Origin of the sequence: Psychrobacillus sp. FSL H8-0484 (assembly GCF_038005325.1) — a bacterium.
Taxonomy (GTDB): domain Bacteria; phylum Bacillota; class Bacilli; order Bacillales_A; family Planococcaceae; genus Psychrobacillus.
The window spans coordinates 776,710-796,368 of the sequence record NZ_JBBOSZ010000001.1 but is presented as its reverse complement, the minus strand read 5'-3'; the positions used below and the strand labels follow the sequence as shown (position 1 = coordinate 796,368).

Annotated in this window: 5 protein-coding genes; 1 reads left to right on the top strand and 4 read right to left on the bottom strand. The window is 38.8% G+C overall.

The genetic code is table 11. From position 1 onward, the window contains the following. Positions 1-120: 120 nt before the first annotated feature. Together MHH81_RS03660 and MHH81_RS03655 are read right to left on the bottom strand one after the other, a co-directional pair. Positions 121-4,413 (bottom strand): S8 family serine peptidase, encoded by a 4,293-nt coding sequence (locus MHH81_RS03660; protein ID WP_445678124.1) that lies wholly within the window; start codon positions 4,411-4,413, stop codon positions 121-123. Positions 4,414-4,879: 466 nt separating this feature from the next. After that, positions 4,880-8,671: a S8 family serine peptidase gene (locus MHH81_RS03655; RefSeq protein WP_340917989.1), complete on the bottom strand. Its 3,792-nt coding sequence runs from the start codon at positions 8,669-8,671 to the stop codon at positions 4,880-4,882. Positions 8,672-9,165: 494 nt separating this feature from the next. On the opposite strand from MHH81_RS03655, the gene MHH81_RS03650 reads away from it, so the two are divergent. After that, complete coding sequence (locus tag MHH81_RS03650) at positions 9,166-9,741, top strand: transposase (protein WP_340917987.1); 576 nt, start codon at positions 9,166-9,168, stop codon at positions 9,739-9,741. A 79-nt stretch (positions 9,742-9,820) separates the two neighbouring features. Here the strand turns inward: MHH81_RS03650 and MHH81_RS03645 are convergent, their stop codons facing one another. Further along, a complete protein-coding gene (locus tag MHH81_RS03645; protein ID WP_340917985.1) occupies positions 9,821-14,551 on the bottom strand; it encodes an endonuclease in 4,731 nt (1,576 codons plus the stop codon). Between the two features lie 99 nt (positions 14,552-14,650). Continuing rightward, positions 14,651-19,279 carry a 5'-nucleotidase C-terminal domain-containing protein gene (locus tag MHH81_RS03640; protein ID WP_340917984.1) on the bottom strand — a complete coding sequence of 1,543 codons (4,629 nt, stop codon included), beginning with the start codon at positions 19,277-19,279 and terminating at the stop codon, positions 14,651-14,653. Positions 19,280-19,659: the final 380 nt, after the last annotated feature.

The window sequence follows — 19,659 nt, the reverse complement described above, 5'->3', positions numbered from 1 at the left end:
GAAAAAATTCAAAAAACCTCCATCAATCTAAATAGACTGATGGAGGTTTTTGATTTTTATTTATCCAATGGTACCAGGTTCTCATATCATTAACTGTTTAGAACCTGGTACCGTGCAACCTTACTTTAAACCTTCAGAAAAAATAACAAAGATTTTTGCAGCTTGTGCTCGTGTTGTTGGACTGGATGGCATAAATTTACCTTCAAATCCTGAAACTACTTTAAGCTCATAAAGCATAGAGATTGCATTTATAGTTTCCGGACTATAGTTTCCTAAATCCGAAAACGGTGCTATTGTGGAAGCTTTGTATTGCTTACCTGTTTTGTGTGCATATGCACGTTCAATCATTAATGCCAATTGTGCACGAGTAACTTTATCAGCAGGCTTGAAGTTACCATTATCGCCTTTGATAATTCCATATTTATAGGCCGCTGCAATTTCGGATTTTGTTTCATCTGCATAATTAGCGATGTCGTTAAATGGTGCCACTTCATCTGTTTTTAATCCCAAAGAACGGACAATCAAAGAAACTGCTTGTGCACGTGTTAAATGATTGTTCGGTTTAAATGTTCCATCTGCATAGCCATTTATGAAGCCTAATTCAGCAATTTTTTGAATATAGCTTTCTGCCCAATGCCCTGTTACATCTGTAAACTTAATAGGTGTTGTTGGTTTAGGGTCTACTGGTTTAGTTGGACCTGTTGTACCAGTTCCCGGATTTGATGTGCCTGGGTTTCCTGATCCTGGGTTTCCTGGTCCTGGATCTACTGGAGGAGCTGTAACTGTAACGTTTACGGTTACTTCATCTTCACCGTGTTTAACCGTTATTGTTGTTTTACCTGCTGCTTTGGCAGTAACTAAACCTTCTGACACTGAAACTACTTTTTCATCCCCAACTATATACGTTGCTTCTTTTGTAACGTTCTTAACAGTTTCCGACTCAAATGAACCGTATCTTGCTGGTCCATCCGACGCGCTATTATTGTGTGATACAGCGTCACTATTAGATTCTGAATTATCTATTTGTGACACAAGAGTTAATTTAGAAAGCTCTACATTTTCATTGATTGGAGTTGTTGTTGCTTCTGCTGGTGTTACTGTTTCTGCTGGTGTTGCTGGTGTTGCTGGTTCTTCTAGTGTTACTGTTTCTTCTGGTGTTGCTGGTTCTCCAGGTGTTGCTGGTTCTTCAGGTGTTACTGGTTCTTCCGGTGTTGCTGGTACTTCCGGTGTTACTGGTACTTCTGGTGTTACTGGTACTTCTAACGTTGCTGGTGCTTCTTGAGGTCCTACGCCTTCGAATATCACTTTTTCCCCTTTGTTACCAGCTGCATCATTAATGACAACTTTCACAGAATCTGTCTCTGCTGTTACTGGGAATGAGAACGATCCATCTTGTTCTAATTGGAATGGTACAGCATTTCCTGCTACCCCATTTTGTGTGATTACATAAGATGCATGTAGTTTTTCATTCAAGTCATATTCCAAACCATACAAATATAATTCTTCATTATATTCAATATATTTGTCGGTTACCTGCCCTTTTGCCAGTCCATCTGCAACTGAACCAGCAATTTCCGGTTTCGTTGTTTTTACAACAACCGGTCCAACATAATCACCAATATCCGCCCCAGTAAGTGTCTCAGCATTAAAATCTATTGTATATAGACCATCTGGAATCGTCGTTACAGGTGCGCTACTCCATGGTTTGTACTGGCCAGCGACTTTTAGCGTGTAGGATCCCTTCGCAAGTGAAGCTCCTGCAGCTAAGTATCCGATATAGCCGTCTCCGTATTCTCCACCTTCAGGATTCATGATGTCCCAAAGTTCGACAAAATGTATTCCCACATTGCCCGTTATCGTGAATGCAAGTAAAGCTGAATCTTTCAAACCGTCTCCGTTAAAGGATAAATCTGTTTCTGAAATAGCCATATTTTTAATTTCTGTTGCTGCATCGCCACCAAAGTCAGCTGCAAATGGCAATGAAATATTAGTATATTTACTTTCTACTGGCGTAGTAGTTTCTAATACATTCAGTTGGACTTTAGCACCAGTTTGCATATTCAATTCCGTTTTATCCACTGAAAGTGAAACATCATTTACCGCTTCTTCTGCTGAAGTAATATGGATATAGCCTAGAATTTCATCTCCAACTTTTGTCGCAGTATTTTTCGAAGCAGTCAAAGTTACAGTCAACAATTCCTCACCATTTAATGTAAATGATGGCTTGTCGATAGTTACCTTAGCATCTCCAAAAGGTTTCGTAACATCCACCGATACAGTGTAGTCTCCACCAATACCTTTTATATCTTTCACTTTAATTTGTTTTGTAACTGTAAGATTTTCTTTGAGAGATTGTGGACCAAATGTAACAGTCCCTTTCAGGTTATCAACTTTTGCCCCGCTGCCGTTTAGAACAGCCTCATCAATTGCATAAGCAAGTGCACTTGGATGAGCGGCTGCATATGCATCAACACGTCCAGCACCTTGTGCGAATACATCATATTTCGTTGTATCTAGAACTTTCGCTGTATTAGAAAGTGCGACTTTCACGTCAAACGCATTCCAGGTAGGGTTTGCTTGCTTAACAAGCGCTGCGATACCTGCGATATGCGGCGTAGCCATTGATGTACCCGTTTTGCGGTCATATGCTTCATTGTAAACAACATCTGGGAAATCAGCTTTGTACATTGGAACTGCAGACATAATATTCGTACCAGGCGCACTTACATCTGGCTTAATATCGAAGTTTGGAGTAGTCGGTCCACGTGAACTTGAATCGTTTACATCATCGCCAATAGTTTTAGCAGAGCCAAAATTACCGAATGTAACTTTTCCTGCCCCATTCTCTAATGCAGCGCGGATTGCGACACCGTCTGTGTATGACATATCGAACGTTGGAACAAATTCAAATGAATCACCTAGGAATACACCGGATTCATTTGGTGTATTGGATCCAGCTTGAGAGTTGTGAATGATTGTTCCTACTGCTCCATTTGCTTTTGCATGTGCAATTTTATCAACAAATGCAATGCTTCCACGAGAGATCAGTGCAACTTTTCCTTCTACATTGATTCCATTATAATCTTTTGCTTCCCCGTTTCCAGGAACTGCAACTACGTCAAATTCGCCTTGAAGTTGTGTTGCTAAATCTTTCCCAAAAGTAGTTCCCATCAATTGCAGTTGTTTAGTAAGAGTATAATCCCCGACAGTTACATTTACCTTACCGTTATGCATTTTCTCAGGGTTTGTTGTGTTCCCTACTGCAATACCTAAGCGTGATGTAGCCGGAGGAGATATTGTTCCACGATTAGGTCCATCGTTACCAGTTGCAAGTACACTTATTGTCCCCGCCATCATTGCGTTGTTGATCGCAAAGGATCCTGCATCCGTTTCAGAGTTTGATCCTCCACCTAGAGATAAGTTGATAACATCCATCTTTTCAATTACAGCAGTGTCAATCGCTTTTACGATACCAGAATTAGATCCACTTCCATAAGCTCCAAGCACGCGATAAGCGTAAAGATCAACTTTAGGCGCAATCCCTTTAATGCCGTATTCATTCGCGCCAATTGCTGCGATTGTACCTGCAACATGCGTACCGTGAGAAGTATAGAATGCACTTCCTCTTTCATTAAACTCTGGAGTTCCTGCAGGACGTTCTACAGGAGAAGTTTCCGATGCATCATCAGCCGAACGTGTTCTTGTATAGACAGATGAGTTCGGGATAAAGTTCTTACCACCTTTATAAATTCCCGCAAACTCTGGGTGATCTGCATCGATTCCTGTATCAAGTACTGCAACTTTAATGCCTTGACCTTCAATTCCCTCGTTCCAAAGTCTTTCAATTCCAAGGAACGAAATGCTTGTATTCATCGCAGCATCTACTTGACCATCTTTTTCAATTTTAGAAGGTGCTGATTCACTTGAGTCTTCAAATGCATACACTGTCGCATCTGGTTCTACTAATGTAACACCTTTAATTCCAAGTAATTTTGTAAGATCATCGGCTTTTACAGTTGCTGCAAAGCCATTTAACACTGTATCAAAGGAGTACCCTTGCGTGAATGTTACTGCCTTTGATTGCATTTCTTTTATGATAAATGATTGCTGCGCAATCACTTTAGACTTCACTGTACTTGCATCTGCACTAGTGAATTTTTTTCCTGCTAATTCTTTAATTCCTTTTTCAAGCGCTACTGGTTTCTCCGATAGATGAACGATAACTGCTACCTCTTCATCTCCTGACAAACCTTGTAGATCTTTGTGAAGTGTTGGTCCACTGTCCGTCAATACTAATTGTTCAGCGATAGCAGCCTTCATTTGCAGCGTGCTTTCGCTTGGAACGCTTTGTTTGAACGGTTTTGCATCTGTGTTCGCAAACGCATTCATTGGAGCCAATAGTGCGAAGATCATGGTCAATACCATGAATGCACTAAATAACCTAGTAAACTTTTTCTTCTTCAATAGATTCTTCCCCCTTACCAATAGTTGCTGCGATCCAACCAAGAATGATAGTAAAATTGCAGCACAAGTACAGAAAACAAATGTAAAGATAACAGTCTAGTATTCTTCACAACTATTTGTTCGGACTAAACAATTACCCTTAATATAATTTGTATGATTACTTGTCTACTATTATTCGTAATACTTGAGGGTTCTTATGGGTGACAGTCACTCACACAATTTAGGCACAATTCACAAGCTTTTAAGTGTATGATTTTAATAGTTTATGTACTTGGGTTTAAGCTTTACTTTTGCTAAAACTATGAAAATTAGAAAACCTGGGAATCTCCATATAAAAACAAGATAAACCCCTTTTCCTAAACGGAAAAGAGGTTTACTTTTTATCCCATAACTAATTGGTTTGTCTATTTGAAACTTATTTTTTCTTTGACACTTTGATGGTTTGTTTAGCTTCGTTGCCTACAAGATCTACCACTTTTAGTTCAAACGTGTTGTTACCAGTAACCAATGGAAGTTCGACATCAATAGTCTGGTTATAACCTAACATTGCATATGGTTCAGAAATTGGCTTGTAGAAAACTTCACTTCCATTTAGGTAAAGGCGGATTTCATCGAAATTGTCTCCCACATTCACTTGAATGACGGGATTTCCTTCATTCGATGATACGTTTTTCGGAACGGTTGTAGAAACGGCTTGCACAGTTGGTTTTGTCGTATCAACGAAAATTCTGCGTGTGATTGCCATTACATTTCCGAACTCGTCAATCGCTTCCACATTGATAAGTTGTACACCGTCTTCAAGTACCAATGTGTGCGTAAAGTTTTCACCATCAAAAGTTGTTACGTCTTGTCCATTGACTTTTAATGATGCAATATTAGAATCGTCTTCAATAGTCCCCGCAACCAATACTTCAGATGCTGTATGGTGGCTGAAGAATTCAGGTGTATTGATATAGATGACCGGTTCAACTAACTCTGGCTCATTAGGAGTTGAGTCATCTTCATTGCCTGGATCTGTTTCGCCCGGAGTACCTTCGTCTGCAGGATCTTCTACTCCTACTTCATCTGTCGATTTGCCGTGACCTTTAAACTCTTTTACTGTAACATTACCAGCAATGTCCCAAATTTTAACTTCAATTTTGTCATCCTTAGCAACTTTTTTCTCAAATGTGTGCTTTTCAAGAGTTGCCGCTTCTGCCACTTCTTCACCATTCAAAAGGACTTCTACGCGGTCAATACCGATACCTGTTTGGTTATCCGAAAGTTTAGCTATGGAGATGACTTGTTTTTTCTTGTCATAACTTACGTCTGCTGTAGGTTTCACTGTATCCACGATGATTGGGAATTCAATGGATTGCCATTCTGCGCCTTCAAAATCAATTACTCCTCGTAGCTGAATTTGGTATTGTCCATCTACAGCTGCTTTTCCATTAATTAATCCATCCCACCCATAAACAGGATTGTACGTGTACGGTAAGTTAGGTGCTGTAGCCGAGTAATGTTTAGTTAAATTGTTTTCTGTACGAATAGTACGTACTTTATTGCCCTCTGCATCCAATATATTTACTTCAAATTTTTTCGCGTTGCGCATTAGAGAGTAAACAGGAATTGCCTTGTCCACATTGCCATCACCATTTGGAGAGAATGCGAATTTCGATGGGTCGATACCTTCACCATAGGTTGGTCCAAGGATCAAGTTTCCTTGTTCATCAGCTAAAGCTTGCATTCCATAATAATTTTCTGCTTCCCATGAAAAGTAGTCAAAAATGGATGCGTCATCCCACGAACCATTAAATCCGAAGAAAGGTACTGTTAAGGGTACGGTTCCTGTTGTTTCTTCGTTCGGGTCAATAAGAGATACGAATCCGTCAATGAAGAATCCGTTTACGAATGTTTCAAAGCCATCCATGTCTTTCAATGCAGACGCATCAACAGATACTCGAATTTCCACTTCCCCATTTGCAGGAACAACAACCGTTTCAGGGGCATCTACATTTACAGCATCCGTAACAACGTTAGATCCTGCAATATTTGGTACAACGACATCATATCCAGATGTAGTTAATGCATAATCCGTCTGAAGCTGAACGTCTACATTATAGTTTTTCTCTACGTCTGAGTAATTTTTCGCTGTTAAAGTGAAGTTAAATTGGCCATTACTTATTTCTTTTAGTGCTACTTTTGCTTCACCAGTTACTTTGTCTGTCAGCACAACATCAGTTTCCAAAGCATTCGCAAGTTGCATGATACCTGCACCTTGACGACGTGGTGATACATATTCTGTAATACCGTCGTATTCAGCAAATATTACCTTCGAAGCTGTATTCATCATTAAATTCTTCGCTAATTGAACACGTGCTGCACCAGTTAATCCGAACTTTTCGTTAACGCGTTCCATCACAAGCGCCGTACCACCTGATACATGTGGAGCTGCCATTGAAGTTCCGCTCATCAAACCGTATGAATCGTTATTTAATGTCGAGAAGATGTTTCCACCCGGTGCTGTGATTTCAGGTTTGAAATCTAAATTCGGTGTAGGACCCCATGACGTAAATGAACTCATTTTTCCCGCAGTCGGACTTGGTGTTTCTAAATACTGACCGTCGAATCCAACTGTAACGACTTGTCCAGCATCAAGCCCTGCTTTGATCACTAATCCATCCGCTTGAAGCGTGGACATGAACGGAATATCGATCGCTGGGTCAGATGCCATATTAATTGTTCCTGCAGCATTGTTATATACGATGATACCAGCAGCACCAGCCGCTTGTGCATTTAGTCCTTTTTCAACGAAAGAATACGATCCACGAGCTACTAATGCAAATTTGTTTGTCCAATCTTTCCCTTCAAAGTCAGTAGGGCCACCTAAACCTGCGAATTGAATTTGATATTCCTCTTCAGGAAGATCGTTTGGATTTTGGTCATTTGCAAGTAAGAATAATGAACGACCAGATTCCACACCATCAAATTTGTATTTAAAACTGGAAGCCGTGATCGTACTATTTTCAAACGATGCCACACCAAATGAATCTTCCGAAACAGAAGGTGAACCTGTTAACGCATAATCTTGATTTTCAGCCATTGGATAGAAGTAACCGGAACCAAACATATCTGAATTACCCGCAGAAATGGCCACTAGCAGTCCATTGTCTTGTGCACGTGTAACAGCTTGCTGTTCAGGGTTACTGTTATCCACATAACCAGCAGTCGATCCAAGTGACAAGTTCAACACATCTGCACCGAGTTTAATTGCATCGTCCATCGCTTTTACATAAATATCTCCATATGTTGAAGAGAATAATGGATCATTACCAAATACTTTAAGTGCTAAAAGTTGAGCTTCAGGAGCTACTCCTTTGATCCCTCCATTTTCTTCATCACCATTCGCTCCAACTGTTCCAGAAACATGCATCCCATGCATGGAAGCATCTGGTCCAAGATCCCGTATTTCTAGGTTTCCATCCATGTAGTTATAACCGTAAGGAACTTTGGCTGAATAGTATTTACCTGATTCAATAGAACCGTCTCCAATTAAAGCTTCCACTTCAGAAGCAGTAATGTCACCGGATGCATCATCCGTTAAAATCATATCGCGATGACTTGGATCGATACCCGTATCAATTACACCGACTACCATTCCTTCACCTTTGAAGTCATATTTATCCCAAGCCAATTGGGCTTGTACTAATTCTTTCGAGTGGACCATGTTTGGCTCAATATTTGGTCTCGTATATTCTGTAGACTCATAGATTGCTTTTACACCTTCCGTTTCCGCGATGGCTGCGACATCTCCCGCTTCAACTTCGGCTGAGAATCCATTGAAGACGGCTGTAAATTCTTCTTTGAATTTAATTTTTTTTGACTTTTGTTTCACTTTTTCTTTTACATTTTTTTGATCTGCTTCAATAGATGCTTCCACGCTTTTTCGTTGTGACTTAGGAAGGTTCTTGTAAAGGACACCTTTTTTGGTAGCCGTCTCAATCGCAGGTGCTTTTTCTAGCTCCACGATGATGCGAACAGTTTCACTTGGATTTTTTGGAGCAATCAGTTGCTGAGGTACTGTGGTTGCCGACTTTTGCAATTGAAGCGGTGGAATCTGTTTCGCCAATACGTTGGCGGCTGTTGGAACTGGTGCACCGAAAGAAGCGGTGCTTATTACTAAGGTTCCAGCAAGAGCGAGTAACATACTTTTTCTCTTAATCCCCAATTTACTTTCCTCCCTATTCGTGGTTCATAACTTAATCGGTATTTACAAATCTATTAAACTCCCTACTAAATTATGTGACAATAGAAACTTACCATATATTCGGATTATTTGGAATAATATATTATGTTACATTTTGGTAACAAAAGATTCCATTAGAAAACTGTTAGTTCAATAGAATTAGTTCATTTGGATCGGTTTCATACATATTTCTGTCACCATAATTCCTCTCTTTTTAAAACAACTCACACCTCATGAAAGCACAATACTTTTGATCTATTTTTGGTGACAGTCACTCACACAACTTAGGCACAATTCGACCGAAATATTTTTTGGGTCGAATTGTGTTTTTTGAAGGGAAATTTAATTTTGGTTGTCTAAATCGCTCTATAATTGAATTGTCTACACTTTTGTACAATTGACTTTAATCCTTAGTGCTTTTATTCTGTATTTATTAATTTCTATAGGGGTGTAGTATATGAGGAGTGGGTTAGAGGATGGGTAGGAAACGTAGACACTGGCATCCGAACATGTATTATCACGTGGTAATGAGAGGGAATAATAGGCAGAATATTTTCCGGAATAGTGATGATTTGCGAGAGTTGTTTCGCATTTTTCACTATGCTTACGATAAATACCCATTTTCAATTGTTGCGTATTGTATAATGACGAACCACTATCATCTGCTTATTCAGTCACCGGAAGTTCCGTTAGGTAAAATAATGAGTATTATCAATCGCCGCTATAGTGAGTACTATAAGAAAAAGTATAATACGAGCGGATTTCTCTACGATAGTCGGTATTTTGCAGAACTCCTAATTAGCCCACGAAGTATTCTTGCTGTAAGTCGATATATTCACAGAAATCCGATCGAAACAAAGGTGCCAATTGTTTCTCATATGGAACTATATGAAAATAGTTCCTATGCTTTTTACAAATATACAAAGTCCACTACTCACCCTTTTCTGCATTTGCATATACTCCCCACTTTACTTCCAACATCTTTTAACCAAACAAATGAAGATTATTGCAAATTTTGCGAGGCTGAATTGCCTGATGAGCAAAACAGTTAAAAATCCCACGATCAAAATCAATCGTGGGATTTTTTATTGTCAGAATAGTTTCTGAATTGTACTGGTGACTGGCACGTACTTAGCTTGCTTTTTTCCATATCGAGTTTACCCACTCCGGGTGGTCGATGAATGGATTGCGGTTGCCTTGCCATTTTTGGATGACATTGTTTCTATTTTTTTCGAAGTCATCCACTGGGTCTTGCTCGTGCCATTTTAAAAGTGTAGAAAGCTTTCCGTGGAATGGGGCACTACCGTTGTTAAGTTTGTCATTTAATTCTAAGTTTACTTTATCACCCTCTTCATAGCGTGTTGCCATGTAGAATAGGATTCGTGCAACATCACCTTTGACACGATCAGGTGCTTCCCATGAACTGGATGTTTTAAAGCATCCGTTACATCCGCTAACTGGACTTCCCCCGTTATCAAAATCCAAGTTTCCTCTTGCGCTATTTACTTGTACATCGGTCGGACGCAAGTGGTGGATATCAGTTCCTGGACCTTTACTTGTGCCGAAGTTTCCATGGGATTTTGCCCAGGTGTGTTCTCGGTTCCAATCTCCTACATTGCCTCCATTTTTCGTTTTGGATCGTGATACTCCGGAATAAAACAATATTACATTGCTTTTATTATTCGGGTCTTCATCCGTTTCACGTAATGCTACCCATGCTTCATCGTATGAAAGTTGTGTATGCTCATCAATTATTTCATGTAGTGCAGCTTTTAACGCTTGACCTTCTTTACCAATAGCATCTTTATAATAGTCATCGGTTGGAGAGTTAGCGGAAGTCACAAGTACACTGAAGCTTGTCGTCACACTTTTTTCACCATCTGAAGCTGTAACGCCAACAATGTGGCTTCCTTCTTCAAGATTTAATGTTAATGAAGCATCTTTAATCGTTCCTTTTGTTGAGGTAAAAGATAGCGCGTTATTTTCAGGATCTGAGAAGTGATTTGTTAATAGGATTGAAATAGATTCTCCATTTTTTACTGTTGCGTTAGGGATCGTTTTTTTCACAATAGGTGCTTGATTTTCACCAGGTAAAGAAGGAACCACAATGGGTTCCCCTTTTGAGTTTGTGATTTTAATATTTTTGCTATCTGCACCATTAATAAATTCAAACTCTTGGATATTTTCAGCGCCTCTTATTTCTTTCACATTAGTCCCATCAATAATAACCTTTTTCACTACTGTTCCTTTGAAATCTATAATCGCCCCAGCATTTACTGGTTTGATCGTTACAGTATGCTCTGCAAAGCCATCACCATGGAATTCTGCATAGGCCCCTGTGAAAAGAACGCCTTCTGTAATGACGGAATGGTCATCCAGCGTAATAGAAACGCTAGGTTTGCCAATTGTTAATTTCTTCGTTTGCAGATTTTTAATATTGTATGTTTTTTCAGCTACGATTGGTACTACAACTTCATCTTCTGCTAATATATCAATTTGAACCATTACTGGATCATGATCACTAGCACGACCTGCCATATCCGTGAAGTCTGCATTGATATGAAGAATATCGATTTTTGTTTTGCTTTCTAAATTCTTAGTGACTAAAATATGATCTAGCACTTGTGAGTTCCCTTGATATAGATATGTGTAACGATCTGGCGTTTCTACTTTGTTTATCATGTTTGTCATCTGTTCGCCTTCGTGAATTAAAAGTGCATCGGCAAATTGATAATCGTTAAAGTCACCCAAAGATACAATGTTTGCATCTGGTTTTTTCGTTTTAATATCTACAACAAAGTCAGAAACTATTTTTGCAATTTTTTTACGTTGTACTTCGCTGTCGTATTTTGGTGGCTGAATCGATCCAAATAGAGGTGTATCGCCATTTTTTGAATTCCAGTGATTCGCAATCACAATGACGCTTTCACCTTTGAAATCAAATTGTGCAGCTAACGGTTTACGGCTACTGATAAATGCACTATTTTTTGGATCAATACGACCCGGGTTAAGTGTTAACTTACCATTTTCGTAACCAACAGCAGTTGTAGCATCCCCAGCAGAAATACCTTCCGTTAATTTAACTCGTTCTGGATTGTATAGGAATCCAACACGAATATTCGCATTCGGTGCTCCACCGTCTTGGTTGTTCACAGGGTCAATATTTACATATTTATACTCTGGTCCACCTGCGGCTTTAATAGCAGCAATTAATCTACCATAGCTTTGATCTGCTTTTGAATCCCCTGTACTCTCACCGTTATTATCTTGCACTTCTGTTACACCAACAATATCAGGACTTTGCATATCGGTAGCAATCGCTCTTGCTAATTTACGTGCTTTGTCGTCTGAAGTGGATGTTTTGTTATTCGAGAAGTTTTCTAAGTTATAGGAAGCAATAGTTAACTTATCTTCTGTTTTCACAATGGTTGTTTTTTCTGGTGTTGCAGTTCCTTTTGTATGGGCAGCCATCATTTCGTTTAAAGAGACATAGATTTTAAAGTTTTGGAATGAATAGCCTACCACTCCAGTAATCGGACCCCTAAATTTATCACCTGTCGCTACTTCGAAATCACGTCCCGGTCCGTTTGGTTCTAAACGGAATTGAATACGATTTGGATTTTGATTAGTTTTTTCATATAACACACCTCCATGAAGTGAGTTTGTAGGTGCATTTTCTAAAACCGTAATCAAATCGCCATGCTCTTGAGGTGCTACTGCTTTCACATTTCCAACTTGCACGCGCATTCCTTCGATACTTTCCCAGAAATCGATTGCGTCCACTGTTGGATTGAAAACTGTAAGATTGTCGCTATCAATTTTAGCTAGAGACATTTTAGTTTCATCAATTAAGATTGGAGCTGGTAAAGCTACGCCACTTTTAATGACTTCCACTTTTCCACCTTGATCATCACGAACATTGATTTGGGTAGTTTTCAAGTCTGTTTGTTGACGATCATCATATCCGTCGTATGCAAATTCACTTACTTTCCCAGTAACTGATACTAAGTCTCCAATTTTTACCGTTAAAGTTTTATTACCGCTATAAAGAAGGATTGCTTCCGATGTGTTTGGATTATTATCCGCTAAATCATCTGGTGTTTGGATATGATAATAATTTGACCCATTCAAAGTAAAAGAATAGGTTACTACCCCTTGAATACCTTCTACAGATTTATTGTCAAAAGAAGTAAAGTGTCCTGCTCCTTGGATGTCATGAATTTGCAGACTATCTGTAATGACATATTCGAAAGTCTTTACTTCACTTGCAGTGCCATCTGCTGTAATTGCTACAGCTTTAAGCGTTGTATTTTTATTAATTTCGAATGGTGCTGTATATTTTGTGCTTGCATTCGTCGGTTCTGAACCATCTAATGTGTAATAAATTTCTGCATTTGCCGTTGTTGTGGACAGTATTACGGTTGTGCCGCCAACAAATGTTCCACTTCCAGGATTTGCTGCAACCGGTTGTAGTGTGGTGCTATCTTCTACAATATCTTGAATAGATCGTGGAATGATTTGATAAGCTGCATCGAACTGTTGCACGATACCAGTGATTGATTCATACGTTTTACCTACACTTAAACCTAGTGAGTTGTTTTCATCACGTACAATGAAGTTTGTAGTTCCATCTGTCGCTGTATAATTTCCTGCATTTACTGCGGTTAAAGTAATTTGTTTCGCTTGAACAAGAAGTGATTCATTGGCTTCATTCACTTCTGCTCCTGTTACAACTTTAGGAGTTGGCGCTCCGACATTTTCCGTTTTTTCAACGATGTTTGCTCCATCTAATTGAAGAAGTCCACGGAATTCTGCTAATTTACCAGTAAGGGTTACTTCATCGCCTACTGTCGCAGATAGATTTGCAGGACGAACTGCAATACCGCCTGTTGCATCTTGTACAGAAACAGTATTTTTCAAGTTCGCAGCTACTATCGCTTTAATCGTCACAGTTTCACCAACAGCTGTAGCTCGTGCTTCAGCAATTGAAAGACTACCGGATTCAGTTATTACTGTATAGGTGAATTCTGAAACTGCACTATCTTCAAATCCTTCTTTCACCGCGATTGCCTTGATCGTCATGTCTTTGTCAATAACAATTGGAGCCTCATATTTAGTACTTGAACTAGTTGGATTAGATCCATCTGTAGAATAGTAAATGGATGCTCCATCTGTGTTTGTTGATAAAATAATCTCCGTGCCTGCTGGAACACTTGAAGATGGTATAGATACTGTTACAACATCTACTTGGTTTTCTACAGGAGGACCTCCGCTATCCATCGTGTGCGAGCCTAAATTGGAGGAATCATCTTTCGGCAATGTCGTCCATTCAGACGATGGGTCGAATGCGTTATCGATAATTGTGTCTCCAGCAACAATATTACTTTTCCGTACAAGTGTCACATCTGCAGCAAAGTTTGTAGTTGGACCAACTTGCCCAATGGAATCAATTATTGTACCTGATTTTCTTAAAACGACCGGGTCATTTCCATTGAAATTAATGACGGTGTTGTTTATGAGATTTCCCTTACTTTTTATATCAGCATTTGCTCCACTATTGTATACAACATACGTCATTTCACTTTCAAGTGTACCTACTAAATTTATCTTAGCGCCGGCAACAGCTGCTCCATTTGTATGAAGCTCAAGAGAGTATTGACTTAAATCGATTGATGCACCGGTCCCATTGTAAAGTTCAATTGCTTTGTTTAAACTGCTACCTTCGATGTATTCCGAAATAATTAAGTCAGAGGCATTCGTAGCGGCTACTACTTTCGATGGCATCACTGGCAAAACTAGACCTGCTACTAGAGTTGCGGATAAGAAGCCATTTATATACTTCTTCCAATTCCTTTTTCTCATCTATACAATTCTCCTTTAATATAGGGATTTCTAGTAAAGTGATTATAAAAATGTTTCGCAAAGCCTTCAGCTCTCTAATAGAAAGCTTTGCGAATGTTATTAAAAAATTGTTTCTCCGTATACTTCGATATCTTCTAGTCCGTAAACGTTGCCTTCATGTCCTGAAAGATCCAAGTCCCCTTCTACAATCATATTTCCAAGAGAAATGTTTGCAGTGGATGTTCCAACAATGATTAAGTTTCCTTTGATAATTACATTACCAAGGAAGGATACGTCTTGAACGTTTACTGTAACGTCGCCATTGTATACTTTTGGCACTTCAGGTGTACCAGAGAAATCTGCAGCCGGAATATTTCCTCCAGGGATTTCCCCTCCTACATTAGTTACATCTACAATGCGTCCTTCTACTTTTGGATCTACGTTCCCTAGACTTACTAGATGATCACGAAGATTTTCCCAATCAGATAAACCTAAATCGGTAACTCTGCCCTCTTCGTAAGCTTTTTTGAATACTGTATAGCTGTCTCCGCCTTTAGCTGTGAATGCGTTTGTTGCAATTGTGTAGATTACATCATCTTGGATTTCAGTGTACGTATTATCTGCATTTTTATAGGCGATGGATACAACACGTTCTCCAACTGGTTTGGAAGAGTCAAATTTCACTTTTGCACCAGCAACATGTAGGAATCCACCATTTTCACGTGGGAGTTCTTTAAAGCTAATTTCAAATGCTTCTTTAATTTCAGCTCCTGTTAGATCCATAGTTGCTAATGTATTTCCGAATGGAAGTACCGTAATTATTTCTCCGATAGTGATAGGACCTTTATTAATAGACGATCTTATTCCCCCACCATTTTGGAACGCCATGATTACATTTTGGTTGTACTCTTTTGCTTTACTCAGCATGCCATCTGTAATTACATTTCCTAGTGGTGTTTCGTTGCTACGAACGCTCTCATTACTATTTGCGTTTGAACGTGGATTCTCTAAAGCTTTTACAGCAATTGCACCAGATTCTTCATTTGATATTTCTGCAATTTTATCAGAATATTTCTTAAGTAATACTGCTGCTTCAGGATCCGCTGTTTTGTCTGCAATTTTTATCAATTTACCTGCATGTTCTACAACTACACCATTTTTATCAAACGTTACATCAAGTGTCCCTAGATTATCTGCATATTGACCTGTTTGAACGATTATTGTTGGTTCATCATTTACACCAATCAGAACTGGTTCTACCAATGTTGTATGACTATGTCCACCGACAATTACATCGATACCCTCAACTGCTTTTGCTAACTCGATGTCGTTATCTACTGCCGGATTATCATCATAGCCGATATGTGTAATGGCAACGATCTTATTGACACCCATTGCCTCAAACTCAGCAACCATTCTTTTTGCATCCTCAATATAATTAGAGAATGTGATGCTACCAGGGCTTGAAATGTCTTTTGTTTCCGCTGTTGTTAAACCGAAAATCCCTACTTTTTCTCCGTCCACTTCTTTGACAATACCTGAATAGATATTCGCTTTTTCAGGAGTGGTCGAGACTTTTGTATTAAACAAACCGGTAAACAATGCATCATTTGAGAAATCCACGTTAGCTGATACAAACGGGAAGTTTGCCGCTTTAATGAAGTCTGTTAACGCTTTATGACCTTCCTCCGATGAACCAAGATCGAATTCATGGTTACCGAACGTCATCGCATCGACTTTCATTAAATTCATAAACTCTAAGTCTGCTAGTCCTTTGAACTCATTAAAGTACAATGTCCCCGAGAATACATCCCCTGCATCTAATAGCAATGCGTTTGGTTTTGCTTTACGTACTTCGTTCACTGCTGTTACACGTTTTGCAGCGTTATCTAAATGAGCATGCGTATCATTGAAATGCATTAGGGATAGTTCAAACTCTTCTGGAATAGTTTCACCCTTAACATCTACAATTCGTCCTTCAATCTTTGGATCAACGGTCCCTAGCTTGATAATATGATCACGTAGATTTTCCCAATCTGATAGACCAAGATCTGTTACTCTGCCCTCTTCATATGCTTTTTTGAGACCAGTATAGCCGTCTCCACCTTTAGCAGTGAATGCATTTGTTGCAATTGTGTAAGTTATTTCGTCTTGGATATCAGTGTACGTATTATCAACATTTTTGTAAGCAATGGATACGACACGCTCTCCAACTGGTTTGGAAGAATCGAATTTTACTTGCGCACCAGCTACATGAAGGAATCCACCGTTTTCACGAGGAAAGTCTTTAAAGCTTGTTTCAAATGTCTCTTTAATTTCCGCACCGGTTAGTTCCATCGTCGCTAACGTATTTCCGAATGGAAGCACGTTAATTATTTCCCCTACTGTAATAGGTCCTTGATTAATAGATTCTCGAATCCCGCCACCATTTTGGAATGCCATGACAACTTCTTTGTTATATTCTTTTGCTTTTGCCAGCATGCCATCCGTGATCAGGTTTCCTAAAGGTGTTTCATTTTTGCGTACACTCGGTTTTGTATTATCCCCACCAGTGCGAGGGTTTTCTAATGCATTTACGGCAGTTGCACCAGTTTCTTTATTTTTTATTTCTGCAATTTTATCAGCATATTTTTTAAGTATTGCAGCCGCTTCTGGGTTTTCCTTTTTCCCAGCGACATTGATTAGCTTTCCTTCATGCGCAACAACTACACCCTTTTTATTAAACGTAATATCTAACGTACCAAGATTTTCAGCATATTGACCGGATTGCACAATAATGGTTGGCTCAGCATTTGCTTTAATTAAAACTGGTTTTTCTAATGTTGTATGACTATGTCCACCTACAATAACGTCAATACCTTCCACAGCTTTTGCTAGCTCGATGTCATTATCTACTGCTGGATTATCGTCATAGCCGATATGTGTGATAGCAACGATCTTGTTAACACCCATTTTTTCAAATTCAGCAACCATCTTTTTCGCATCTTCAATATAGTTAGAGAATGTAATGCTTCCAGGACTAGAGATATCTTTCGTATCGGCAGTTGTTAAACCAAAAATTCCAACCTTTTGGCCGTTCACCACTTTTACAATACCTGAATAGATGTTACCTTTTTTGGGAGCGTTTGATATTTTGGTATCAAATAATCCAGTAAACAACTCATCATTTGAAAAATCTACGTTTGCTGATACAAACGGGAAATTTGCTGCTTTAATGAAATCTGCTAACGCTTTGTGACCTTCAGGAGATGAACCAAGATCGAATTCATGATTACCAAATGTCATTGCATCGACTTTCATTAGATTCATAAATTCTAAATCTGCTTGTCCTTTAAATTCATTGAAATATAATGTTCCAGAGAATACATCCCCTGCATCTAATAAGAGTGAATTTGGTTTTGCTGCACGAACTTCATTCACTGCTGTTACACGTTTCGCAGCGTTATCTAAATGTGCATGTGTATCATTGAAATGCATCAGGGATAATTCAAAGTTTTTATCTTCAGTAACTGGAGGTGGATTATTTCCATTTCCACTACCTCCTCCGCCGCCATTACTAGCAGGTGGTGTCACTGGTTTTATGTCAGGGTTTGCTACGCCATTAATTTTGACGATATTTCCCTTCACTTTTTCATAGTCTAGGATTATATCTTTCGCATTTACTCCGGTTGGAAGAATAAGGTCTCCCACTCTTGCATTAGCTCCTAATGAGACTTTGGCATCCTTCGATTGGATGTTTAATTTACCAACTTTCGCATCCAACGTTACATGAGTAGCTCCAGATTGTATGTTTAATACCGACAACGTAAGGTTTTTAACCGATATATAATTACCCTTAATAGTAAGAACACCAGCAAATGTAGCACCTTTTCCATCCAGTACAAGGTTGCTAGTTGCCGTCCCACTCGCCACAATTTCAATCAAACTAATGTCCACAATCTCATTATTTTTAACTGTGTACTTAACTTTTGCACCTTTTAACACGGCTAAATTTGACTCGTTAAATATGCCTTGCAAACTTGGATTCAATGCATACTTTCCATTAGATAAGGTCAATTCGTTTTTAGAGATATCTATTACTTTTACATTTTGTAGTTCAGCAGCTGCTTCTGTTCTATAAATAAAAGCGGCAGCTTGTCCACGTGTTACAAATGCATTCGGCTCAAATGTAGTAGCTGTTTTACCTGTTGTTATTTTGTTTGTAAATAAGGTTTGGATATAATGTGCATACCATTGTTTATTATTAATATCTTTAAATGGTAGGTTTGAGAGTTTCTCTTCCTCTAACCCAAAACCTACTACTAGCATTTGAGCAATATGTGCTCGAGTTAGATTTCCATTTGGTTTAAATGTATCGTCTTCATACCCTTTTATAATTCCTGCATCCACAAGTGCTGCGATATAAGCATAGTAAGGATTACTTTTACTAACATCTTTAAACCCAGGATCTTTTACGTTTTCTGTGTCTAACCCTAATGCAAGGGCAATTAATTTCGCAGCCTGTCCTCTAGTAATGTTTTCAGCAGGTCTAAATGTATCGTCTTCATATCCACTAATAAATCCTCTAGCAGTTAAATCTTTTACACTTTCGTAGAAATACTGACTCTCTGTTACATCTTTGAAGAAAACCTCTTGTGCTTCTGCCACGTTCATGTTTATTGGTGCTGCCGCGACAAGTGATCCAGCTGCCAACGTTGTTGCCAACGCAGCTCGATACGATTTTTGGCGTAGTTTCTTGCTTGCTCTCATTTCCTAGCCTCCTATTAATCTAATAGTCTTGCTGAAACTGTTCTAATATATGAGGCTATATCAACCTTCCAAGTTTCGAAACTATGAACTAGATTTACTCGTATTGGACGTTAATATCGCCTCTCCCTTCACCATATGTGAGGATGTTGATAAAGATGTTTAAATAAGATTAAAAAAAGAGCTTTTAATCTTTTTATTCAGTTAAAGGATAATGTATGGACGAAAATATATGCTTTTAAAAAATAGCACCCTAATTTCACAGAGCCAATCTGTTTAGAAAAAGAATAAAAAAATCCCCTGAATATGCTTCTTCAGAGGATAAATTAATAAAATATTTTATAAAATTGCTAACGCAAGTTGAATCTAGTAAATAATGTAAT

Coding starts and splice junctions, on each gene's coding strand:
- MHH81_RS03660 (WP_445678124.1), bottom strand. CDS start 4,413: ATGATCTTCGCACTATTGGCTCCAATGAATGCGTTTGCGAACACAGAT.
- MHH81_RS03650 (WP_340917987.1), top strand. CDS start 9,166: ATGGGTAGGAAACGTAGACACTGGCATCCGAACATGTATTATCACGTG.
- MHH81_RS03645 (WP_340917985.1), bottom strand. CDS start 14,551: ATGAGAAAAAGGAATTGGAAGAAGTATATAAATGGCTTCTTATCCGCA.
- MHH81_RS03640 (WP_340917984.1), bottom strand. CDS start 19,279: ATGAGAGCAAGCAAGAAACTACGCCAAAAATCGTATCGAGCTGCGTTG.